This is a genomic window from Flavobacterium glaciei (assembly GCF_003350545.1).
GTDB classification, from domain to species: Bacteria; Bacteroidota; Bacteroidia; order Flavobacteriales; family Flavobacteriaceae; genus Flavobacterium; species Flavobacterium glaciei.
On the sequence record NZ_QQBA01000003.1, the window covers coordinates 108,175 to 130,951 of the forward strand.

20 protein-coding genes are annotated in these 22,777 nt (G+C 32.6%); 11 read left to right on the plus strand and 9 right to left on the minus strand.

Annotation, left to right across the window (positions count from 1 at the left end; genetic code table 11):
- Window positions 1-92: 92 nt before the first annotated feature.
- The 4 genes from pgi (at window position 93) to DFR66_RS03980 (ending at window position 6,475) form a co-directional block, all read left to right on the plus strand.
- Window positions 93-1,745, plus strand: a complete 1,653-nt coding sequence (pgi, locus tag DFR66_RS03965) for a glucose-6-phosphate isomerase (RefSeq protein WP_114753552.1) — start codon at window positions 93-95, stop codon at window positions 1,743-1,745.
- A gap of 376 nt (window positions 1,746-2,121) precedes the next feature.
- Window positions 2,122-5,367, plus strand: coding sequence for a TonB-dependent receptor (locus DFR66_RS03970; protein WP_114753553.1), 3,246 nt, complete (start codon window positions 2,122-2,124; stop codon window positions 5,365-5,367).
- Between the two features lie 94 nt (window positions 5,368-5,461).
- Complete coding sequence (locus DFR66_RS03975; protein ID WP_114753554.1) at window positions 5,462-5,896, plus strand: hypothetical protein; 435 nt, start codon at window positions 5,462-5,464, stop codon at window positions 5,894-5,896.
- 81 nt (window positions 5,897-5,977) lie between these two features.
- Window positions 5,978-6,475: a septal ring lytic transglycosylase RlpA family protein gene (locus DFR66_RS03980; RefSeq protein WP_114753555.1), complete on the plus strand. Its 498-nt coding sequence runs from the start codon at window positions 5,978-5,980 to the stop codon at window positions 6,473-6,475.
- On the opposite strand, the gene DFR66_RS03985 is transcribed toward DFR66_RS03980, so the two are convergent.
- On the minus strand, window positions 6,476-6,943 hold the full coding sequence (locus DFR66_RS03985) for a CYTH domain-containing protein (protein ID WP_114753556.1): 468 nt from the start codon (window positions 6,941-6,943) through the stop codon (window positions 6,476-6,478).
- 297 nt (window positions 6,944-7,240) lie between these two features.
- Here DFR66_RS03985 and DFR66_RS03990 point away from each other — a divergent pair, with 297 nt between their 5' ends.
- The 3 genes from DFR66_RS03990 to DFR66_RS04000 all read left to right on the plus strand — a co-directional run bounded on the left by DFR66_RS03990 (window position 7,241) and on the right by DFR66_RS04000 (window position 11,067).
- Window positions 7,241-9,328 carry a recombinase gene (locus tag DFR66_RS03990; RefSeq protein WP_114753557.1) on the plus strand — a complete coding sequence of 696 codons (2,088 nt, stop codon included), beginning with the start codon at window positions 7,241-7,243 and terminating at the stop codon, window positions 9,326-9,328.
- A gap of 46 nt (window positions 9,329-9,374) precedes the next feature.
- The gene (dinB, locus tag DFR66_RS03995; protein WP_114753558.1) at window positions 9,375-10,457 is read left to right on the plus strand and encodes a DNA polymerase IV; all 1,083 of its coding nucleotides are present in this window, start codon (window positions 9,375-9,377) and stop codon (window positions 10,455-10,457) included.
- Window positions 10,458-10,551: 94 nt separating this feature from the next.
- A complete protein-coding gene (locus tag DFR66_RS04000; protein ID WP_114753559.1) occupies window positions 10,552-11,067 on the plus strand; it encodes a PAS domain-containing protein in 516 nt (171 codons plus the stop codon).
- A 62-nt stretch (window positions 11,068-11,129) separates the two neighbouring features.
- Here DFR66_RS04000 and DFR66_RS04005 read toward each other — a convergent pair whose 3' ends face one another.
- The 6 genes from DFR66_RS04005 to DFR66_RS04030 all read right to left on the minus strand — a co-directional run bounded on the left by DFR66_RS04005 (window position 11,130) and on the right by DFR66_RS04030 (window position 16,534).
- Entirely contained in the window at window positions 11,130-11,900 is a 771-nt protein-coding gene (locus DFR66_RS04005) for a Bax inhibitor-1/YccA family protein (protein ID WP_114753560.1), read from the minus strand.
- Between the two features lie 172 nt (window positions 11,901-12,072).
- Window positions 12,073-13,503, minus strand: a complete 1,431-nt coding sequence (pyk, locus tag DFR66_RS04010) for a pyruvate kinase (protein WP_114753561.1) — start codon at window positions 13,501-13,503, stop codon at window positions 12,073-12,075.
- Between the two features lie 5 nt (window positions 13,504-13,508).
- Window positions 13,509-13,997: an IPExxxVDY family protein gene (locus DFR66_RS04015; protein ID WP_114753562.1), complete on the minus strand. Its 489-nt coding sequence runs from the start codon at window positions 13,995-13,997 to the stop codon at window positions 13,509-13,511.
- A 114-nt stretch (window positions 13,998-14,111) separates the two neighbouring features.
- Window positions 14,112-14,852: a ribonuclease III family protein gene (locus DFR66_RS04020; RefSeq protein ID WP_114753563.1), complete on the minus strand. Its 741-nt coding sequence runs from the start codon at window positions 14,850-14,852 to the stop codon at window positions 14,112-14,114.
- A 9-nt stretch (window positions 14,853-14,861) separates the two neighbouring features.
- Window positions 14,862-16,115 carry a beta-ketoacyl-ACP synthase II gene (gene fabF, locus DFR66_RS04025; RefSeq protein ID WP_114753564.1) on the minus strand — a complete coding sequence of 418 codons (1,254 nt, stop codon included), beginning with the start codon at window positions 16,113-16,115 and terminating at the stop codon, window positions 14,862-14,864.
- A 182-nt stretch (window positions 16,116-16,297) separates the two neighbouring features.
- A complete protein-coding gene (locus DFR66_RS04030) occupies window positions 16,298-16,534 on the minus strand; it encodes an acyl carrier protein (protein WP_007137004.1) in 237 nt (78 codons plus the stop codon).
- Window positions 16,535-16,710: 176 nt separating this feature from the next.
- Between DFR66_RS04030 and purN the strand changes: the two genes are divergently transcribed.
- From purN to DFR66_RS04050, 4 genes are all read left to right on the plus strand, one after another.
- Window positions 16,711-17,280 carry a phosphoribosylglycinamide formyltransferase gene (purN, locus tag DFR66_RS04035; RefSeq protein ID WP_114753565.1) on the plus strand — a complete coding sequence of 190 codons (570 nt, stop codon included), beginning with the start codon at window positions 16,711-16,713 and terminating at the stop codon, window positions 17,278-17,280.
- A 7-nt stretch (window positions 17,281-17,287) separates the two neighbouring features.
- A complete protein-coding gene (rnhA, locus tag DFR66_RS04040; protein WP_114753566.1) occupies window positions 17,288-17,767 on the plus strand; it encodes a ribonuclease HI in 480 nt (159 codons plus the stop codon).
- Between the two features lie 95 nt (window positions 17,768-17,862).
- On the plus strand, window positions 17,863-18,786 hold the full coding sequence (locus DFR66_RS04045) for a PfkB family carbohydrate kinase (protein WP_114753567.1): 924 nt from the start codon (window positions 17,863-17,865) through the stop codon (window positions 18,784-18,786).
- Window positions 18,787-18,918: 132 nt separating this feature from the next.
- Window positions 18,919-20,817 (plus strand): amidophosphoribosyltransferase, encoded by a 1,899-nt coding sequence (locus DFR66_RS04050; protein WP_114753568.1) that lies wholly within the window; start codon window positions 18,919-18,921, stop codon window positions 20,815-20,817.
- Window positions 20,818-21,149: 332 nt separating this feature from the next.
- Here the strand turns inward: DFR66_RS04050 and DFR66_RS04055 are convergent, their stop codons facing one another.
- Together DFR66_RS04055 and DFR66_RS04060 are read right to left on the minus strand one after the other, a co-directional pair.
- Window positions 21,150-21,758 carry a superoxide dismutase gene (locus DFR66_RS04055; protein WP_114753569.1) on the minus strand — a complete coding sequence of 203 codons (609 nt, stop codon included), beginning with the start codon at window positions 21,756-21,758 and terminating at the stop codon, window positions 21,150-21,152.
- A gap of 309 nt (window positions 21,759-22,067) precedes the next feature.
- The gene (locus tag DFR66_RS04060; RefSeq protein WP_114753570.1) at window positions 22,068-22,751 is read right to left on the minus strand and encodes a ComF family protein; all 684 of its coding nucleotides are present in this window, start codon (window positions 22,749-22,751) and stop codon (window positions 22,068-22,070) included.
- Between the last annotated feature and the right edge of the window lie 26 nt (window positions 22,752-22,777).

A 22,777-nucleotide genomic window follows, 5' to 3' on the forward strand; every position in this document is an offset into this window, starting at 1 on the left:
CTAAATTGTGATATAATCGAAAACCCATTTACCATTAAAACTAATTTCAGTATTTTTGCCAAGTTTAAATAATACTACAAACTACCTAATAAATGGCTTTAAATACTATAAACCCAACAGAAACGAACGCTTGGAAGAAACTTGAAATGCATTACAATGAAATGCAAAAAGCTTCGATGTCAGAATTATTTCAGTTGGACGCAACGAGAACTGAAAAATTCAATTTAAAATGGAATGATTTTTTAATTGACTATTCTAAAAACATTATTAATCAAGAAACACTTCAGTTATTACAAGAATTAGCAGATGAAGTTGGTCTAAAAAGTGCTATTTCAGATTATTTTGAGGGAGCGATAATTAACCAAACCGAAAATAGAGCAGTGCTTCATACTGCGTTGCGAGCGCAAGAATCTGCAATTATAAATGTTGAGGGTCAGAATGTGGTTTCTGAAATTTATGAAGTAAAAAATAAAATAAAAGCATTTACAAATGAAGTTACTTCAGGTGCAAGAACGGGTTACACAGGAAAACCTTTTACGGATGTTGTTAATATAGGTATTGGAGGGTCAGATTTAGGCCCAGCTATGGCTGTTGAAGCATTACAATTTTACAAAAATCATCTCAATGTTCATTTTGTTTCTAATGTTGATGGTGATCACGTCAATGAGGTTATAAAAAAACTAAATCCGGAAACTACCCTTTTCGTGATTGTTTCTAAAACATTTACCACGCAAGAAACACTTACTAATTCTGAAACTATCAAAAAATGGTTTTTATCTCAAGACTTTGGGACAACTCAGGAAGATATTGCTAAGCATTTTGTTGCGGTTTCGACCAATATTCAAAAAGCAACAGAGTTTGGGATAAATCCGAACAATGTATTTCCTATGTGGGACTGGGTTGGTGGAAGATTTTCTCTTTGGAGTGCCGTTGGACTTACAATAAGTTTAGCTGTAGGATACGATAATTTTGATGAATTGTTGCAAGGAGCTAATGAAATGGATGAGCATTTCAAAACGGAAGAATTTGATAAAAATATGCCTGTTATCTTAGCATTATTGAGCATTTGGTACAATAATTTTTTTGGTGCCGAAAGTGAAGCCTTGATTCCGTATACGCAATACTTGCAAAAACTAGCACCTTACTTGCAACAAGGAACTATGGAAAGCAATGGTAAAAGTGTAGGACGTGATGGAAAGCCAGTAAATTATCAAACGGGAACTATTATTTGGGGAGAACCGGGAACTAATGCGCAACACGCTTTTTTTCAGTTAATTCATCAGGGAACAAAATTGATTCCTGCAGATTTTATAGGTTTCATAACTCCTTTATACGGAGATAATGACCATCATGATAAATTGATGTCTAACTTTTTTGCACAAACAGAAGCATTAATGCATGGCAAAACAGAAACGCAAGTTCAAGCAGAATTTGATAAACAAGGAGTTTCAGCGGAAAAAGCTAAATTTCTTTTGCCTTTTAAAGTCTTCTCAGGAAACAAGCCTACAAACACTATTTTAATTCAAAAGTTGTCGCCAAAAACTTTAGGATCATTAATATCTATGTATGAACACAAGATTTTTGTACAAGGAATTATCTGGAATATTTTTAGTTTTGATCAATGGGGTGTTGAGTTGGGTAAACAATTAGCTAATTCTATTTTAGAAGAAATAAATACAAAAACCGTAAAAAACCATGACAATTCTACAGCTTTTTTATTGAATCATTTTCTGATAAATAAATAGAGAACTTACATTGTTTATTTATTTACTATTTCATAAGTTTTTTTTGATTTAAAAATTTATTGTTTTTTTTTATATTTAAATACACAAAAGGCACTGATTTAATTTAAATCAGTGCTTTTTGTTTATAAGTCACTCTGCTTTAGTATTTTTTAAAAAAAATACATAAATCATTGGTATTGTACAATACTAATTTTTTTTATAAAAAAATAATTAAAAACCAAAAAAAAACGAGGATAACACATTATTTTAACAAAAACTATAAATAAATCATTTTGAGTAAAAAATCCTATTAGAAAAAGACATTATTCTTAACGTTGTGTTAACTTTTTACGATAAAAATGTTATATTTTTGCCAAATATTAATAAACTAAACAATATGAAAAAATTATTAAAATTATTTTTAATTCTAGTTGTACTAATGTTCGCTAACTCTGGAGCTTACGCACAGGGTAACACGAACTCTTCTATTAATGGAAATGTATATGATAAGGATTCTCAAACCTTACCAGGCGCATCTATCCTAGCAGTACACACTCCATCAGGTACTCGTTACTCTGCATCTACAGATGCTACAGGTAATTTTAGTATTTCTAATATGAGAGTTGGTGGACCATATAATGTTACTGTTACTTTTGTAGGTTTTACAAATTTTGTAGACAAAGATGTTTACCTTCAATTAGGTGAAAACAAAACATTCAAAGTTGTTTTAGCAGAAGAATCTAATGAATTACAAGAAGTTGTAGTAAGAACTTCAAGAGATAACACTTTTAATTCACAAAGAACAGGAGCTCAAACAGTAATCAATTCTGACAAAATTAAAGCATTGCCATCTTTATCTAGAAATATCTCGGATTTTGCAAGATTAACACCTCAAGCTCAATTGAGAGGAGATGATGTTTTATCTATTGGTGGACAAAATAACAGATTTAATGCAATCTATATTGATGGAGCTGTAAGTAATGACGTTTTTGGATTGGCTGCAAACGGAACTAATGGAGGACAAACAGGAGTAAGTCCTATCTCTATTGATGCTATTGAGCAATTTCAAGTAAGTGTTGCTCCTTATGATGTTAAATTGTCAGGGTTTGCTGGTGGTGCTATTAGTGCTATTACACGTTCTGGAACAAATAATTTTGAAGGATCTGCTTATTTCTTGAACCGTGATGAATCTATTGCAGGAAAAACACCTCCATCATTAGCAGGAACAGCACCAAGAAAAAAGTTAGGTGATTTCTCTGCTATGACTTATGGAGTTCGAGCAGGTGGTTCAATTATTAAAGATAAATTGTTTTATTTCATTAACTATGAAAAACAAGACAATGAAACACCGCAACCATTTGAATTATCATCTTACACAGGTTTATCAGGTGGTAGATTAGATGAGCTAAGAGCAAAACTAGCTACTTATAACGGTTACAACCCAGGAAACTTTGCTAATACTGTTCGTACTTTAGTAAGTGATAAATTAATTGGTAAAATTGACTGGAACATAAATGACAATCACAAATTATCATTCAAACATAGTTATGTAAAAGCTGATCAATATTCACCAAACCGTTCATCAATAACAGCGTTAAGTTTTGAGAACGGTAGTCAAACTTTCAACTCTGTTACAAATTCTACGTCATTAGAATTAAGTTCTAGATTTGGTAATAAATTTTCTAATAACTTGGTTGTTGCTTACACTAATGTTGCTGACGATAGAGATCCATCAGGAGATCCATTTCCAACGGTACAAATTTTTGACGGAGCAAACCAAAGTATTTTCTTTGGATCTGAAGCATTCTCAACGGCTAACTTATTAGATCAAAAAATATTAACTATCACTGATAATTTTGAAATTAACACTGGTATTAGTAAAATTACATTAGGAACTCATAATGAGTTTTCTCAATCAAAGAACGTGTTTTTTGGTAATAACTTTGGTTCATACCGATTTTCATCCTTAGATGATTTCTTATTGGACAGAAGGCCAAACAGATTTCAAATGAATTATTCATTAATTGGCGGCGAAGGAGATGCATCTTTAGGAGCTGCTGAATTTGGGACTAAACAATTTGGTTTCTATGCTCAAAATGAAATGAGATTATCTGATAACTTTAAGTTATCTTATGGGGTAAGAGTTGATATTCCTGTATGGGAAGATGGTTTAGGTAATGCTGATTTTAATAATAGAACAGCACCTTTATTGCAAGCAGCAGGTAAAGATTTACAAGGAGCTGTTGTAGGTGAGGGTATCAATACAACAGCTCATATAGCTCCACGTATTGGTTTTAACTATGATTTAAATGGTAAAAAAACAACACAAATTAGAGGTGGTGCCGGTGTTTTTACTTCAAGATTACCTCTTGTTTGGCCAGGTGGGACATATAATAACAATGGTGTAACTCAAGGGGCAATACAAATTACTAATGCTGCACAAATGCCTTTATTCAATCCTAATCCAAGTGTTGCTAGTCAACTAACTGGAGTGCCTAATACTGGTGCATTTCCAAGACCAGGATCTGGAGGAAGAGGTGGTAACATTGATTTATTTGCAAAAGATTTTAAATTACCACAAGTATTTAAAGCAAGTTTTGCTGTAGATCAAAAATTACCATTAGGGTTTGTACTTACATCAGAAGTTACCTATAATGATAACATCAGTGCGGTAGTTTATGAAGATTTAAATATTAGAGCTGCATCTAGTTTTCTTGCAGGTGCTGATAATAGACCAAGATTCAATGGAAACAATAGAGTTGATAATCAATATTTAGGTATTTATTTAGGTTCTAACACAAGTGAAGGAAAAGCTTATAACGTAGCATTTACTTTAGCAAAGAATTTCAGATCTGACTTTATAGATGGTAACATCTCAGGAACGTATTCTTATGGTAAGTCTACTGTTTTAATGGATGCTACTTCATCTCAAAACAGTTCTCAGTGGAGAAATACAGAAAACTTTAATGGTGCAAATGCATTGAGTTTGTCAAGATCAGATTTTGACCCAGGAAGAAGGATTATCTCTAACGGTAATGCTACTTTAAAATGGAGTAAATTTACAAAATCTAGAATTGGCTTCTTCTATGAAGGAGCACAAGGAACACCTATCAGTTATGTATACAATGATGGAGGTCGTTTAATGCAAGATACTTTTACTAACTCTGCTTTAATTTTTGTACCAGCAGTTAAATCTGACATTACATTTGTTACTGCTAATGGTTTAACTCCTGATCAACAATGGGATGCTTTTAGTGCTTTCATTGAAGGAAATGAATATTTAAGATCTAGAAAAGGTCAATATGCAGAGCGTAATGGAGATCGTTTAAAGACAACTCACATTGTCGATCTTAAATTTGCACAAGAATTCATCATTAATGTAGGTAATAAGAAGCATACATTTGAGTTAACAGCTGACATATTCAACTTTACAAACTTATTGAATAAAAATTGGGGTAAAAGATATTTCACACCAAGTGATAGTGTACGATTATTGACTCAAGTTGGAGCTGTTAATAGTACTACACCTCCAACTTTTACTTACAATCCAGCAACAGGTAATACAATTAACCAAATTGATGATGTAGGTTTAAATTCATCAAGATGGCAAATGCAAACTGGTGTTCGTTATACGTTCAACTAGTTTAATTTAAAATATTGTAACCCTCATTTCAATTGAAATGAGGGTTTTTTTTATGCCTTTTTTTCTTATATTTGTTAAAACAAAAATAATTTATATGTACCATTTCATTCAAAAATTCCACTCTGGGTGGGCTTATTTAGCACTTTTAGTATTAGTGATTGCAGTGATTAATTCCTTAATTGGGATGACCTCAAAAAAAGAATTCACTTCTAAAGACCGAAAAATTGCATTGTTTGCATTAATAGCGATACATACTCAATTATTAGTTGGGTTAATTTTATATTTCGTGTCTCCTAATGGATTAAATATGATTAAAGCAGTAGGAATGGGTGGATTAACAACTGAAAGCAGGTTGCTGGCATTAGAGCATCCTTTAATTAATATTATTGCGATTGTTCTTATTACTATTGGTTGGTCTAAGCATAAAAAATTACTGACTAATGAATCAAAATTCAAAACTTTCTCTATTTTTTATGGTTTAGGTTTAGTACTAATTTTGAGTAGAATTCCATGGAAAATTTGGTTATAAAAACCAATTAAAGCTCTAGAAATAGGGCTTTTTTTATCTAGGTATGGTTTTTGTAAAATAGATTTAACTAACACGATATATATGAAAAAATCAATAACATTATTTCTTTTCCTTGCAATTATTAGCTTAGTCAATAGCCAAAGTTCAATTTCAGAAAAACAAAAAGCATCAATTCAAAAAGCCTCAATTCAAAAAGATACGCTCAAGAAAGGTAAATCAACTATAGAATTAGAAGAAAACAAAATAGATTCTTTAATTACTTCATTAGGTAAATTTAAAATATATAAAAAAGAAGCACATGCTTCCTATTATGCAGATAAATTTAATGGAAGAAAAACCGCCAGTGGTAGAAAATTTGATAATAACAAATATACTGCAGCACACAAAAAACTTCCTTTTGGTACAAAAGTAAAAGTTACCAATGAAAAAAATGGGAAGTCCGTAATTGTTGAAATAACGGACAGAGGTCCGTTTGTAAAATCTAGAGAAATCGATCTTTCCAAAAGAGCTTATATGGATATTACTTCTAATAAAGGTAGTGGAGGGATGCTGGTAACCATAGAATTGCTAACTAATTAATTACCAATTTTTGAAGGGATTATTGCTCAAATAGGCATTATAATAGCGTATGTCACGCGTTACTTCAGTACCCAGCCAGTCTGGTTTTATAAAAGTCTCTTTTTCAGATTTAAGCTCAATTTCTGCCACAATCAACCCCTCGTTCTCTCCATAAAATTCATCTACTTCAAAAACATGGTCCCCTTTTTTTATTTCAAAACGAGTTTTATCAATGACCCCTTTTTCACATAAAAGTAATAGCGCTTGAGCTTCGCTTACCGAAATTTCTTTCTCCCATTCAAATCGGGATAATCCTGTTTCGTTTGACGCTCCTTTTATGGTAAGAAACCCTTTCTCGCCCTTAATGCGAACACGAACAGTTCGCTCTGGATTTGAGTTTAAATAGCCTTGTGCAATATGGTTTTTATCAAAAGCTTCTATTTTGAACGAATCATTTTTCACGAGAAATTTTCTTTCTATTTCTATCATTTTCTTTTTGTAAATAATGTTAGCTTTTTTCTATGTTGTTTTCTTCCCTTGGTGCTGAATAAATTTTTTTTAAACTAAAAAAATAGGGACTATTTATATCGCTCTTTTGATTTATAATAGGGCACTAATCAATTGAAAATTCAGTATAAAGTTGTGCAATAATGCAGTTCAAAGGTATTAATTTTTTAGTTTGATAAATTTTGATTTCGTATTCTGTTATACAAGCTGTAATTTTATGAATTAGTTACAGTAATTTGTTTTTACGATTTGTATTTTTACAAAAATTGAACTACAATAATGAAGGTATTTTTGAACGCAAATCCAAAGCCAACCATTGCAGGACTATTAACTGAGTTTTTTGGTGAAGCACAGTCTTGGCGAGAAATTGATGATCGTTTGGAGCCATTAGTAGAATTGATTCGGTTGATTCGACCTTTAAAGATTAAAAATGTTCAGAAGGTAGATTTGCAAGAAATCATTTTATTTTTGAAAGAAAACTATTCATGTCGAAAACAGTTTTTTATTTATCTCAAAGAAATTTTAAAAGATAAAAAGTTCAATAAAATTCTTTCTGATGCGGCAATCCTTCAGGATGTAGATTTTATTTTTGAAGTCAAAAAAAGGATTTTCGCAAAATTTTTGCCGTATCAACCCCAGAAAGATACTTTAGAATATATTCTCAATCAGGTTTTTTATTTGGCTAACGACGGGATTTGGATTAACAAAATCCCCTTAAATCAGTTGGTAGAATTATATGATCTTTTGAGGTTTAAATCCATTTATAATAGTACGGAACCTAACTCTGTTTTATCCGAATTATTAGTTGCCATGCATTTAATCACACAACGGATTAGTGGGCGTGCGATGGAAACAGAAGTAATCAAAATGGTACCGGAATTTGATGATTTGGAGAGTCCTTTTTCTGCTTTTGAAAAAGAATTATTCTTAATAGAAGAGCGGATTAGAAGTTCAGATAGACATTATATCTCTTCAGACGATTTATCTTATGCACAATTGATGGTTTTGCATAAACAATGTGTAGAATTTGTAGATAAAGCATTTCATAATAGTTCGAAATATGGGATTTCACTTCGGGTGAACCAAAATCTATTAAAAATTAGACAGCAACTAGAACGGTTGAAATTTTTAATCTCGTTACTGACAGTAGATAGTCCAAAAGATAAAAAAAACAATGGAATTATATTGGCATTGCGGTTAATAAAATTCAATTGTTATAAAAATAACGTTCGTAAATTTATTGGAGAAAGTACACAATTGATTTCGTATGAAATAACACAACACACAGCAAAAACAGGAGAACAATATATCACAGAAAGTCGTAAAGAATATTATAAAATGTTCAAAGCGGCACTAGGGGGTGGTCTCATAGTAGGAATCTTGTGTGTTATCAAAGTTTTGCTCTCTAAAGTAGAGACGAGTTTTTTTGGGCATGCTTTTTTGTATAGTATGAATTATGCATTTGGTTTTATCACCATTTATCTTCTTAGCTTCACTTTGGCGACTAAACAACCCGCAATGACTGCTTCTGCATTGATTAAAGCGTTAGAAGAAGGAGTCTTGAAAAAAGGGAAAGATGCAGAAAAATATAAGGCTTTTGCTATTCTTTTTGCTCGTGTTTTTCGCTCGCAGTTTATCGCATTTGTTGGAAATGTGATTATGGCTTTTCCAGTTTCTTTACTCGGTATCTGGTTGATTGACCATTTTATGCACTATAATATTGCTGCTACTAAATGGGAATCTTTATTAATTGATTTAAGTCCAATACACTCTTTAGCAATTTTTCATGCGGCTATAGCTGGTGTGTTTCTGTTTTTATCTGGGATTATTTCAGGAAGTGTCGCTAACAGAGACAAACACAATCAGGTTTATTTCAGGATTACAGAGCATCCTTTCTTAAAAAGAAATTTCGGAAAAACTAAAACCGTAAAATTTGCGAAACTGTATGAAAAAAGATGGGCAGGTATTATTTCAAATTTCTGGTTTGGATTATTTATGGGAAGTACGGCATCTGTAGGGTTGTTTTTAGGGTTAAATCTCGACATTCGCCATATTACATTTGCAAGTGGGAATCTTGCATTAGCTTTGTACGGAGCTAATTATGAAGTTAGTGACATCATGTTGTTTTGGGGTGTTTTAGGAATAGGAATCATAGGTTTAGTTAATTTTATGGTTAGTTTTAGCCTTTCTATGGGACTTGCTTTTCGTTCTAGAGCCATTTCTTTATATGAATTACGATTTGTTACCTTTTCCATCTGGAATCATTTCAAATCGAGCCCTATAAGTTTCTTTTTTCCAACAGAAAAAAAAGCCAAATCAGTTGTTGTTGAAAATTATTTGCATGTTGAGGACTCAAAAAACTCTTAGCATGAAAGTCTTTCGAAAATAAGAACAGTTATGCAATCCGATTACGATGCAAGAATTAATTCCAAATAGAAAAATCATACACGTCGATATGGATGCTTTCTATGCTTCAGTGGAGCAAATGGACAATCCATCGTTACGCGGAAAACCTATTGCTGTAGGTGGATCAGAAAACCGAGGTGTTGTTGCTGCGGCAAGTTATGAAGCCAGAAAATTTGGAGTTCGAAGTGCTATAAGTGGAGTTATGGCTAAAAAAAATTGTCCAGAACTTATTTTCGTCAAACCCCGATTTGATCGCTACAAGGAAATCTCTAATAAAATTCAAAAAATATTTCACGATTATACAGATTTAGTCGAGCCACTATCGCTTGATGAAGCCTATTTAGATGTTACCGTTAATAAAAAAGGAAATCCAAGTGCTACTTTATTGGCACAAGAAATAAGACAACGTATATTTAACGAAGTGGGTTTGACCGCTTCTGCTGGAATATCGGTAAATAAGTTTGTAGCAAAAATTGCCAGTGATTACAATAAGCCCAATGGACAAAAAACTGTCAATCCGGATGAAGTAATTTCATTTTTAGAAGCGTTACCTATCAGGAAGTTTCATGGCGTTGGGAAGGTTACAACTGAAAAAATGTACCAACTTGGAATTTTTACAGGAGTAGAATTAAAGAGTAAATCTGTAGAATTTCTGGAAAAACATTTTGGGAAATCAGGGGTCTTTTATTACAATGTTGTAAGAGGAATTCACAGAAGCGAGGTTAAATCTAACCGAATTACAAAATCAGTAGCTGCTGAACACACTTTTGATGTCAATCTATCTTCTGAAATTTTTATGATAGAGAAGTTAGAAGTTATTGCATCAGCATTAGAAAAAAGATTAAAAAGGTATAATGTAGCTGGTAAAACGGTTACTTTAAAAATAAAATACAGTGATTTTTCTCAGCAAACGCGTAGTAAAACATTGTCTTATTTTATTTCTGACAAATCTTTAATAATTGAAGTCGTAAAAGAACTATTGTATCAAGAAAGAATGAAAGATTCCGTCCGATTGCTGGGGATTTCCTTAAGTAATTTAAATACAGAGGAGAAGAAGTTTGTTGTGGTTCAGTTAAAATTTGATTTCTAATTGGGTTTTTTTACGTTGAACAATGGTTAAAGTATCAAAATTGTTATTTTATCTTTATAAATAAAATTACATTTGATTTTTAAATCAATAAATCATGAATAATTTTAGACAATATGAAGAAGCTATTGCATTGCATCATAATGGTTTAAGTGTAAAAACTGCTCCTGTTGTATGTTGGGATTTCCACAATGAATTTTTGACTTCAGTAAAAAGCTTTTTTTTGGATTTAAATAAATTAGATTCAATTGCAACCAAAAATAAATGGGTTAAGAATAATTGGGATTTAAAAAATAGCCTCAATGACGAAGTAATAATAGTTACCGATTCTAAATTGAAAATTGTTTTTGCTTCACACAATATAGCAAAAATGAATGGGTATGTAGAAGCGGAAGTTTTGGGGAAAAGTCCAAAAATGTTTCAAGGAGAGGCTACTAATCAAATTACTTCAAATGAAATTCGTAGAGCAATCTTAGATCAGCAACCATTTGAAAAAACTGTAATGAATTATAAAAAAAATGGCGACATCTATGCTTGTTTGATAAAAGGGTTCCCTGTTTTTAATATCAAAGGAGAGTTGAGTCATTATATCGCTTTTGAAAAAGCTGCTTAAAAAAGAGAAAACCTTTCTAATTCAGAAAGGTTTTCTCTTTTATATGATTTTTTATAATGGCTTTAGTTTTTACTATTCAACTTAGAAAGCAATCTTAGGAATTCGATATACAACCATACCAGTGTAATCATCAATCCCATGGCGCCATACCATTCCATGTATTTTGGCATTTTTTGTGTTGCACCTTTTTCTATTCGGTCAAAATCTAAAAATAAATTCAAAGCGGCAACAACAATCACAAAAACACTAATTCCAATGCTCATCATTGAGTTTCCATAATGCACAGGAACAAAGCTCGTAAACATAGAAAACACCCAAGATATAAGATAATAGGTTGCAATAGCCAACGTGGCAGCTACAACAACTGATTTAAATTGCTCTGTAACTTTTACAATTTTATATTTATACAATCCCAGACAAACCATAAAAGTTACAAAAGTAGCACCTACTGCCTGTATTACTATTCCAGGATACATTGCTTCAAATATTGCAGAAATTCCGCCTATAAATAATCCTTCGAATAAAGCATATCCTGGAGCTAAATATGGAGAGTATTGTGGTTTGAAGGCAGAAATAAGCACTAAAACTAATCCAACAACAGCACCTCCAATTGCAGGAACCATTGGATTCATTCCATTGAAAGTCAACCACCAGATTACAGTTGCAGAAGCGGTAAGAAGTAAAAATAAGATTAAACTTTTATTGATAGTGCCAGACAAAGTCATCTCGTTGTTATAATCAATGATAGTAGCTTGATGAACTTCGTCATTTTTTGAAACTGCAGTAGAAAAAGTTTTATTATTTAAAAATGGATTTTTAGAATTGAAACTCATAATTTGTAGTTTTATTTGTTGTTCAAATATAAATTTTATTTTGCAGAAGGTTGTTTAAATAGTCCTAAAATTTTTTTAAGAAGAAAATCGTTTTGCATTAATTAATGCATAAAAAAATCCGTCTCATTTATCTAACGAGACGGATTTTTAATATTTAATGAAATAGCTTTTACTATTCTATTTCTGATACTCTTAAGGTGTTAACCATTCCTTTATCTTTAATAGGCATTGCTGCTAAATTGATAAGGAAATCACCTTTTTGTACAAAACCTTTTTGTTTTACAATTTCGTTTATGTCAGTTACAGTGTCATCAGTACTTACATCTTTAGTGTACATGAAAGATTTTACTCCCCATAACAAATTAAGTTGTGTAAGGATTCTTTGATTCGATGTAAAAACTAAAATATGAGCATTAGGTCTCCAAGCTGAAATTTGGAAAGCAGTATAACCACTATTTGTCAAAGTACAAATTGCTTTTGCTTTGATAACGTTAGCCATTGTTGCTGCATGATGACAAATTGTTTTAGTAATAAAACGTTTTGTTTTTATCTGTGGTGTATTTTGTGGCACTTGAATTAGCGGAGAATCTTCTACAGCCTCAATAATTTGAGTCATTTTTTGAATTACTTGAACTGGGTAATTACCTGTAGCGGTTTCTCCAGAAAGCATCACAGCATCTGCACCATCCATAACTGAATTTGCAACGTCATTTACCTCAGCACGTGTTGGCGTCAAGCTAGTGATCATTGTTTCCATCATTTGAGTAGCAACAATTACGGGGATTCTTGCAGTTTTAGCTCGGCGTATTAATTCTTTTTGAACTAAAGGTACTTCATGAGCAGGAAGTTCTACTCCTAAATCTCCACGAGCTACCATAAGAGCATCACAATATGCAACAATTTTGTCGATATTTTCTAATGCTTCTGGCATTTCTATTTTGGCAATAATCGGAATTTTATATTCAGAGTGTTCTGCAATTAATTCTTGTAAATCTTGTAAGTCTCTAGGAGTTTTTACAAACGATAATGCTATCCAATCAACATTTTGTCCAATAGCAAAAATGGCATCTGCTATGTCTTTCTCAGTCATTGCTGGAAGAGAAATTTTTGTATTAGGTAGATTTACCCCTTTTTTAGATTTCAATTCACCACCTTGAATTACTCTAGCTATAACCTCTGATTTTTTATCAGTTTCAACGATTTCAAATATAAGTTTTCCATCATCAAGCAAAATTCTTTCTCCAGGATTAACATCATTTGGAAAGTTTTGGTATTTCATGAATACTTTTTTTGCTGTTCCAAGAATGTCTTCGGCAGTAGTAAAAGTGATTAAATCTCCATCATGTACCACTACGCCTTCTTCCATAACTCCAACACGAAGTTTAGGTCCTTGTAAATCACCTAGGATTGCAGTTGTATATCCAAATTCTTCATTTAGACCTCGTATGATATTAATTTTTTCTTTTACATCATTGTAGTCAGCATGTGAAAAATTCACTCTAAATACATTTACACCAGCATCAATCATGTCTTTTATGATTTCTCTTGTACTACATGCGGGCCCAAGTGTGGCTACAATTTTTGTTTTTTTGTTTGTAAGCATTTGTATTAAAAAATTAAATTGTTTTTCGATTTTATTTGATTTGTACTAACAGTGTAAACTGTTGATACATTATCTATGGTATTTAAAAGTATCTGTATTTTTGATACATTCATTGTATCTTCATTATTTTCTATTTTTAAAAAATAATCTACTTTTTTAAATTCAGGGAGCAAAAACACTTTTGTAGCGACTTCCATTGTAACATTTGAAAATAAATTTTGAGTGCTTCCTTTTTTATATTGAATTACTTCATTTTTATTTTGAATCAAATTCCAAGAGATTTCTTTTTCGGCATCATTGTAAATAAATCTCGAAAAATTTGTTTCCCCTTCTTTTATATTAATTTGAATTTCATTTTTACTTTTACTCAAATTTATAGGCAATTTTTGATTTATAAAATAAGCCAATCTATAGTCTTCTAATGAAGTATGAATTGCGATGAGATAGTAGTCTATTTCGTCAAATTCGCCAAGATCTAGTTTATGAATTGCCATTTCATGAAAAAATAAGATGTAAATATAGTATTTCTATCGAAGTGTAGACCCCTCAAAATAAGATGTTTTAGTTAATTTATGAACGAAAACGTTATAGTTTTATGAAAATTGATGTTATTTTCTGTCCATTTTTTCTTGAAATGCAAAATAAGCGCGTTGGGATGCTTTTTCTTCTGCTTTCTTTTTTGATGTTGCTCTTGCTCTTGCAATCACTTTATCATCAATACTAAGTTTTACGCCAAACAAACGTTGTCCGTCAATTGCGTTATCTTCGAAAATATCATAATGAAATATTTTCTTTTCTTTTTGGCACCATTCGATGACCAAACTTTTATAACTAATTACTTTTCCTTCGAGTCTTGCGATATCTACGTAAGGAATTATAACTCTTTTTTGAATGAATTTTTGACAATATACATAGCCTCTATCCAGATAAATTGCTCCAACTAATGACTCAAAAATGTTGCCATGTATGTTTTCTCCAAAATGCTGTATTGGCACTTTGCTTTCTATGTATTGCACTAAATTTAAGTCTTTGCCTAATTCGTTCAAATGTTCTCTGCTTACAATCTTTGAACGCATTTTAGTTAGATAACCTTCATCTCCAGCAGGAGCTTCGCTAAATAAATGTGCTGCTATTACTGAACTTAGCATGGCATCACCTAAAAATTCTAATCTTTCGTAATTAATTGGATTTCCTAAAACATCCAATCGATTTGAAGAGCGATGTGTGAAAGCTTTTTTGTAATAATCTAAGTTTATTGGATCAAAACCCAATATTTTCTGAATAGAATCAAAAAAAATCCCGTCTTCTGGAGAACGGGATTTTGAAAATATTTTTCTGATTATACGCATATATAATTATTAAATTTCTAATTTTTTTACCAATACACATGCATTGTGACCGCCAAAACCAAAAGTATTACTCATAACAACATTCATTTCTCTTTTTTGAGCTTGGTTAAAAGTAAAATTTAATTTGGTATCAATACTTTCATCATTTGTAAAATGATTAATTGTTGGAGGTACAATTCCATGTTTCATAGAAAGAATAGAAGAAATTGTTTCAACAGCTCCAGCAGCGCCAAGTAAATGACCCGTCATAGACTTTGTTGAATTAAGATTCATGGTATAAGCATGATCCCCAAAAACATGAAGAATAGCTTTAGATTCTGCCATATCTCCTAAAGGGGTAGAAGTTCCGTGCATGTTTACGCCATCTACATCAGTTGGTTGTAAACCAGCGTCTCTCAAGCAGTTCAGCATTACATTTTTAGCACCCAATCCTTCTGGATGCGGTGCAGTTATATGATGTGCATCTGCTGACATACCGCCACCGCCTATTTCGCAATATATTTTTGCGCCACGAGCAATAGCATGTTCGTATTCCTCTAGGACTAGAGCACCAGCACCTTCACCTAAAACAAATCCATCTCGGTCTTTGTCCATAGGTCTTGAAGCCGTTTTTGGATCATCATTCCTTGTTGACAAAGCATGCATGGCATTAAAGCCACCCATTCCTGCTATTGTCACTGCGGCTTCAGAACCTCCAGTAACCATTGCATCTGCATGACCTAATCTAATATAATTGAAAGCATCAATAATAGCATTTGTAGAAGAAGCACATGCTGAAACAGTTGTAAAATTTGGTCCTCTAAAACCATATTTTATTGAAATATGACCGCCAGCGATATCGGCAATCATCTTAGGGATGAAGAAAGGATTAAATTTAGGGGTGCCATCACCAGCAGCAAAATTAAGAACTTCTATTTGAAAAGTTTCTAATCCGCCTATTCCAGATCCCCATATTACACCTACTCTATCTTTATCTAATTTTTCAAAATTGAAACCTGCATCATTTACAGCTTCGTCAGATGATACCATTGCGTATTGTGCATATCGGTCCATTTTTCTAGCCTCTTTTCTGTCTAAGAAATCTTCAGCATTAAAATTTTTCAATTCGCATGCAAATTGAGTTTTAAATTTTGAAGCGTCAAAATATGTGATTGGAGCAGCTCCACTAACGCCGTTAATAAGTCCGTTCCAATACTCTTCAATGTTATTTCCAATGGGTGTAAGAGCGCCTAAACCTGTTACAACAACTCGTCTTAATACCATAAATTCTTTATTTTTGTTATCTTTAAACAAATAAAACCCATGCTTTCTTTACTGTATTACTATTACGAAAGAGCCATGGGTATTACAATAAATATAGTTTTGATTGAATTTCAATCTCGAATTTAATTTTTAAAAAAAATAATAACACCCGTAAGCAAGAATGCTGACGGGTGTGTACTTTATTATTTTTTAGCTTCCTCGATATAAGAGATTGCTTGACCTACAGTAGCGATGTTTTCTGCTTGATCGTCTGGAATTTGAATGTCAAATTCTTTTTCGAATTCCATAATAAGCTCAACAGTGTCTAATGAGTCAGCTCCTAAATCATTAGTGAAGCTTGCTTCTGTTACAACTTCGTTTTCGTCAACACCTAATTTGTCTACGATAATCGCTTTTACTCTTGATGCAATGTCTGACATAATCTTTAATTTTAGAATTTAATTTGTTGGCAAAAATAAAAAACTTTATTTTAAAACAACTATTTAGTTAATAAATGTGTCATCTAAATTATGAAATTTATTTTGACAAACCGAAGACAATGTTATTTATTTTCAATTTTTATGCCTTTTTTTGCACCATATAAATAAGCTGTATTATGAAAAAAATTGTGGTTTTTGCTTCTGGATCGGGGACTAATGCTGAAAACATCATAAAGTATTTTGCAAAAACAAAAACTGGAAGTGTTGTGGCTGTCTTTACAAATAATGCAAATGCACGTGTGCTTGAAAGAGCTAAAAACTATGAATTACCAACAGAAGTTTTCTCAAAAGAACAACTTTTTGAAAGTGAAGTACTACATAAATTAAATATAATTAAACCCGATTTGATTATTTTAGCAGGATTTCTACTAAAATTTCCTGAAAATATCATAGCAGCTTATCCAGATAAGATTATAAATATTCATCCTGCTTTGTTGCCAAAATTTGGCGGAAAAGGAATGTATGGTATGCATATTCATAATGCGGTTGTGGCTAACAAAGAGAAAGAAACCGGAATTACGATTCATTTTGTCAATGAAAATTATGATGAAGGCAATATTATTTTTCAACAAAATGTTATTTTAAACGGTGATGAAACTCCAGAAGAAGTGGCTCATAAAATTCACGAATTAGAACAAAAATATTTTCCTAAAGTTATAGAGGAAATCCTAAATCTAAAATCCTAATTCATAAATGGAACATGACGTACACATATATACAGATGGTGCTGCCAAGGGGAATCCCGGAAATGGCGGTTACGGAGTGGTAATGGAATGGGTAGGGAAACCTTATAAAAAAGAATTCTATGAGGGCTTTCGTCGAACTACGAATAATAGAATGGAATTATTAGCTGTTATTGTGGGGCTTGAAAAGTTGAAAAATCCAAATACAAAAGTTTTAGTAGTTTCTGATTCTAAATATGTGGTTGACTCGGTAGTTAAAAAATGGGTTTTAGGCTGGGAAAAAAAAGGATTTGCTGATAGGAAAAATTCCGACTTGTGGAAACGTTTTTTAGTTGTTTATAGAAAACACAAAGTCGATTTCAAATGGATTAAAGGGCATAACAATCATGTTCAAAACGAAAGGTGTGATGAATTAGCCGTTATGGCTTCAATGCAAAAACAACTTTCGGTTGATGCTTTCTATGAAAAAGAAGAGGCAAAACTGTTGTGAATATAGAATGTAAATTGGCAAAACTTTACGCTTTATACTCTTTGCAACTTTACAACTTATAAACTATCTTTGCGCCTTAATTCGAAACGTATATAATGAATAAATTATTGATTGTTGGAACAGTAGCTTTTGACGCAATTGAAACTCCATTTGGGAAAACGGACAAGATTTTAGGTGGCGCAGCAACATATATTGGTTTGTCCGCTTCTTTTTTTAATGTGCAATCAGCTATAGTTTCTGTAGTTGGTGATGATTTTCCACAAGAATATTTAGATCTTTTGACTTCAAGAAATATTGATATCTCTGGACTTGAAGTGGTACCGGGTGGTAAAACTTTCTTTTGGAGCGGTCGTTATCACAATGATTTGAATTCAAGAGATACGTTGGATACTCAATTAAACGTTTTGGCTGATTTTCAACCAAAAGTACCGCAAGATTATAAAAATTCCGACATAGTAATGTTAGGAAATTTACATCCTTTAGTGCAAAGCAGTGTTTTAGACCAAATGAAAACACAACCTAAATTGACAGTACTGGATACTATGAATTTTTGGATGGATTGTGCTTTGCCAGAATTGTTAGACGTAATTAAACGCGTAGATGTAATCACCATCAATGATGAAGAAGCAAGACAACTTTCTGGAGAATATTCTCTAGTTAAGGCTGCTGCAAAAATTCACACGATGGGACCTAAATATGTAGTGATTAAAAAAGGAGAACACGGAGCACTTATCTTTCACAATAAAGAAGTTTTCTTCGCTCCGGCTTTACCGCTTGAAGAAGTTTTTGATCCAACTGGAGCAGGAGATACTTTTGCAGGAGGATTTGCAGGATATTTGACGCAGAGCGAAAATATTTCTTTCGAAAACATGAAAAACGCAATCATTCAGGGATCAAATTTGGCCTCCTTTTGTGTGGAGAAATTTGGAACCGAAAGAATGGTTGATTTAGATAAAACCGAAGTAGTGTCCAGATTGCAACAATTCAAATCACTAACACAATTCGACATAGAATTATAATGGACTAAAACCTCGGAAACGAGGTTTTTTTTGTAAAAAAAATTAGCAGGGAATTACATCTGATTTATCGATTTTTTTAAATCAGTTCAATTTATATTTTTTGAATAACACAACAATACAAACAACCTTACAATGAGCGATGCTTTAAAACACGAGTGTGGTATAGCCTTAATTAGATTACTTAAACCGCTTGAATTTTACAAAGAGAAATACGGAACCGCATTTTACGGAATCCAGAAAATGTATCTCTTAATGGAAAAGCAACACAATCGCGGACAAGATGGCGCTGGTTTTGCAAGTATAAAACTAGATGTCGAGCCAGGAGAAAGATACATAAGCCGTGTTCGTTCCAATCATGCACAGCCTATTCAAGATGTGTTTGCACAAATAAATGATAGGATAAACGAAGAAATGACAGCTCATCCTGAATATGCGGATAATGTGGCGCTACAAAAACAGAAAATTCCTTATTTAGGAGAATTGTTTTTGGGACACGTTCGTTATGGAACTTTTGGAAAAAATAGCATTGAGAGCGTTCACCCATTTTTACGTCAAAATAACTGGATGCACAGAAACTTGATTTTAGCAGGAAATTTTAACATGACGAATGTTAAAGAGCTTTTTCAAAGTTTAGTTGAATTAGGTCAGCATCCAAAAGAAATGGCAGATACGGTTACTGTAATGGAAAAAATTGGTCATTTTCTAGATGATGCAGTTACTGATTTGTATCAAGAATGTAAAGTAAATGGATTGAATAAGAGAGAAGCATCCCCCGTAATTGCTGAAAAGCTGGATGTTGCCAAGATTCTAACCCGAGCGTCTAAAAATTTAGATGGAGGTTATGCAATGGCAGGGCTTCTGGGACATGGAGATTCATTTGTATTTAGAGATCCTGCAGGAATTCGTCCCGCTTATTTTTATCAAGATGATGAAATAGTGGTAGTAGCCTCAGAAAGACCAGTAATCCAAACTGTTTTTAATGTTCCATTCGAAAAAGTTCAAGAAATTGAGCCAGGAAATGCATTGATTATCAAAAAAAATGGTACAATTTCTATGAAAGAAATTTTACCTCCAACGGTGAAAAAAGCATGTTCTTTTGAGCGAATTTATTTCTCCAGAGGAAGTGACGCCGAAATATATCAGGAAAGAAAAACACTGGGAAGGCTTATTCTACCAGCTGTTTTGAAATCAATTGATGAAGACACTGACAATACTGTTTTTTCTTATATTCCAAATACGGCTGAAACTTCGTTTTACGGATTGGTTGAAGCAGCCCAAGATTTTTTGAATCAAAGAAAGAACAATTACATTCTTCAAAACAGAAATACATTAACAAAGGAATCGCTGCAAGAATTACTTGCGGTAAAAATCCGTACTGAAAAAGTAGCCATCAAAGATGCTAAATTAAGAACCTTTATTACAGAGGATAGTAGTCGTGACGATTTAGTAGCACACGTTTATGATGTTACATACGGTGTTATAAAACCAACTGATAATTTGGTGATAATAGATGATAGTATTGTTCGAGGGACTACCTTGAAAATGAGTATTATCAAAATGATGGATCGTTTGAATCCAAAGCGAATTGTTGTTGTGTCATCTGCGCCACAAATACGCTATCCAGATTGTTACGGAATTGATATGGCTAAACTAGAAGGGTTAGTAGCTTTTAAAGCAGCTTTAGAACTACTTAAAGAAAGAAACTTGTATCATATCGTAGATGAAGTGTATGTAAAATGTAAAGCGCAAGAAAACTTCAAGGACAGTGAAGTGGTCAATTACGTGACGGCAATATACGAGCCTTTTGAACCGCAAGAGGTTTCAGATAAAATTGCTGAAATGTTGAGTTCACCTGAAATCAAAGCCGAAGTGAAAATTATTTTTCAAACGGTAGAGGATTTACATACTGCTTGTCCTAAAAATTTAGGAGATTGGTATTTTACCGGAGACTATCCTACACCAGGAGGAAACCGTGTGGTAAACCGCGCATTCATGAATTTTTATGAAGGAAAAGACGCCAGAGCGTATTAATTAGGCCAACTATGAGGTTTTAATCGGTTTTCTAAGTTGTTCATCTAATTTATTTGGTGGCATCGAAGAACTAATATAATTTTAACTCACCATAACATTAGTAGGTTAAGTTTATGGTAGATTTGGGGCAAAAAAGGTGGAAGAGATTCCACCTTTTTTATTGGAATAAACTCAAGAGAGAGAAAAGAAAATAGAAGAAAGACGAATAAGCCAAGTGTTTGTTCGTCTTTTTTTATAAGGAGTAGGGAATACTTTTTTAGATAAAAAAAATAGACAAACAACTTTTAAGTCATTTGTCTATTCTCTATATTCATTATTCTACTCTTAAAAGATTATTTCTCTAAAGCAAATCTTCTTGCAACTTCAGTCCAATTGATTACATTGAAAAATGCTTCGATATAATCTGGTCTTCTGTTTTGATAGTTAAGGTAGTAAGCATGTTCCCAAACATCCATTCCTAAAATTGGAGTTCCACCACAACCTACACCAGGCATTAATGGATTGTCTTGGTTTGGAGTACCGCAAACATCCACTTTTCCACCTTTATGCACACAAAGCCAAGCCCATCCAGAACCAAATTGAGTTGCCCCAGCTTTGCTAAAACTTGCTTTAAATTCTTCAAATGTTCCAAAAGCAGCTTCAATCGCAGCCAATAAATCTCCAGTTGGAAGTCCGCCACCGTTTGGTGTCATTACAGTCCAAAACAAGTTATGATTGTAAAAACCACCGCCGTTGTTACGAACTGGCATGTTTTTCATATCAAGGTTAATCAAAATATTTTCGATTGTCTTACCTTCCATATCAGTACCTGTAATAGCAGCATTAAGATTGGTTGTGTAAGCATTGTGATGTTTAGAATGGTGTATTTCCATTGTTCTTGCATCAATATGTGGTTCTAATGCATCGTATGCATAAGGTAATTGTGGTAATTCAAAAGCCATAATATGATTGTTTAATAATTTATAAAATATTTATCCAAATTTAAACATTAAACTTTGGAAACGGAAATTCTATTTCGTTATAATTTCATTAAATTAATTGATAATGCGCTCTTGGGACTTGTAACAGGTTTGTTTTCAGGAGCTATTTGCGTCTTCGGCTGGCTCCGCTCATGTCCTGCTTTCCGTTACAAATTAAATTCACTGAACTCCTATGAGAAAAAAGTTAGTTGAAGTAATCAGGGTTAAAAAACAGTTGTTATAGATTGTCATTTTATTTTAAATACCCGTTTTAGATCTAAAATTTCTAAATTATGATTGCGCCATTGCCATACAAACAATGCTGATTTTTGCGCCAGGAATTTTCAGTAATGCTCTGGAACAAGCTTCCAGTGTTGATCCTGTTGTGATAACATCATCTATTAAAAGAAAATGTTTGTTGTGGTCTTTTTCAGTAAAGGAAACATCAAAAGTACTTTCGATTCCTTCTGTTCTGCCTAATAAATTTTTCTTGGATTGCGTTTTTGAGTACACATTTCGAACCAAAATAGTATCATTGTAATCGATATTTAAACTTGATGAAAGTGCTTTTCCAAAAGCGGTGACTTGATTGTAACCTCTTTCTTTTAATTTTCTTCGATGCAATGGAACCGGAATAATTTCATCAACAGATTCTAATAATTCAATAGTTTTTAAATCTTCGGCATACCATTCGCCAAGAATTGCACCTATTTCCTCATGTCCTTTGTATTTTAAATTATGTATAAGCTCTTGTACAATTCCTTTTTTATGAAAATAAAGTAATGCCGAAGTGTGTATCACAGGGATTCGTCCATAAAACTTTTTGAACGCATCATTTTCTGGATTCAAGTGATGATTCGTCAACGGGATATCGTGTCTACAAACTGTACAAATTACATTTTCATTAGATAATAAAAATGCGCTGCAACCGGAACAGACTTTTGGAAAAAAGAGATTAATTATGCTTTCAAACATGTAATCAGGGATTTATTTATAAAAAT

Excerpts from the sequence above, each read along its gene's own strand:
- DFR66_RS03990 (WP_114753557.1), top strand. The coding sequence starts at position 7,241 with ATGAAGGTATTTTTGAACGCAAATCCAAAGCCAACCATTGCAGGACTA.
- DFR66_RS03970 (WP_114753553.1), top strand. The coding sequence starts at position 2,122 with ATGAAAAAATTATTAAAATTATTTTTAATTCTAGTTGTACTAATGTTC.
- DFR66_RS04000 (WP_114753559.1), top strand. The coding sequence starts at position 10,552 with ATGAATAATTTTAGACAATATGAAGAAGCTATTGCATTGCATCATAAT.
- pyk (WP_114753561.1), bottom strand. The coding sequence starts at position 13,503 with ATGCTTACAAACAAAAAAACAAAAATTGTAGCCACACTTGGGCCCGCA.
- DFR66_RS04045 (WP_114753567.1), top strand. The coding sequence starts at position 17,863 with ATGAATAAATTATTGATTGTTGGAACAGTAGCTTTTGACGCAATTGAA.
- DFR66_RS04015 (WP_114753562.1), bottom strand. The coding sequence starts at position 13,997 with ATGGCAATTCATAAACTAGATCTTGGCGAATTTGACGAAATAGACTAC.
- DFR66_RS04055 (WP_114753569.1), bottom strand. The coding sequence starts at position 21,758 with ATGGCTTTTGAATTACCACAATTACCTTATGCATACGATGCATTAGAA.
- rnhA (WP_114753566.1), top strand. The coding sequence starts at position 17,288 with ATGGAACATGACGTACACATATATACAGATGGTGCTGCCAAGGGGAAT.
- DFR66_RS03975 (WP_114753554.1), top strand. The coding sequence starts at position 5,462 with ATGTACCATTTCATTCAAAAATTCCACTCTGGGTGGGCTTATTTAGCA.
- DFR66_RS04050 (WP_114753568.1), top strand. The coding sequence starts at position 18,919 with ATGAGCGATGCTTTAAAACACGAGTGTGGTATAGCCTTAATTAGATTA.
- DFR66_RS04030 (WP_007137004.1), bottom strand. The coding sequence starts at position 16,534 with ATGTCAGACATTGCATCAAGAGTAAAAGCGATTATCGTAGACAAATTA.
- DFR66_RS03985 (WP_114753556.1), bottom strand. The coding sequence starts at position 6,943 with ATGATAGAAATAGAAAGAAAATTTCTCGTGAAAAATGATTCGTTCAAA.
- purN (WP_114753565.1), top strand. The coding sequence starts at position 16,711 with ATGAAAAAAATTGTGGTTTTTGCTTCTGGATCGGGGACTAATGCTGAA.
- DFR66_RS04020 (WP_114753563.1), bottom strand. The coding sequence starts at position 14,852 with ATGCGTATAATCAGAAAAATATTTTCAAAATCCCGTTCTCCAGAAGAC.
- dinB (WP_114753558.1), top strand. The coding sequence starts at position 9,375 with ATGCAAGAATTAATTCCAAATAGAAAAATCATACACGTCGATATGGAT.
- DFR66_RS04060 (WP_114753570.1), bottom strand. The coding sequence starts at position 22,751 with ATGTTTGAAAGCATAATTAATCTCTTTTTTCCAAAAGTCTGTTCCGGT.
- pgi (WP_114753552.1), top strand. The coding sequence starts at position 93 with ATGGCTTTAAATACTATAAACCCAACAGAAACGAACGCTTGGAAGAAA.
- DFR66_RS03980 (WP_114753555.1), top strand. The coding sequence starts at position 5,978 with ATGAAAAAATCAATAACATTATTTCTTTTCCTTGCAATTATTAGCTTA.
- DFR66_RS04005 (WP_114753560.1), bottom strand. The coding sequence starts at position 11,900 with ATGAGTTTCAATTCTAAAAATCCATTTTTAAATAATAAAACTTTTTCT.
- fabF (WP_114753564.1), bottom strand. The coding sequence starts at position 16,115 with ATGGTATTAAGACGAGTTGTTGTAACAGGTTTAGGCGCTCTTACACCC.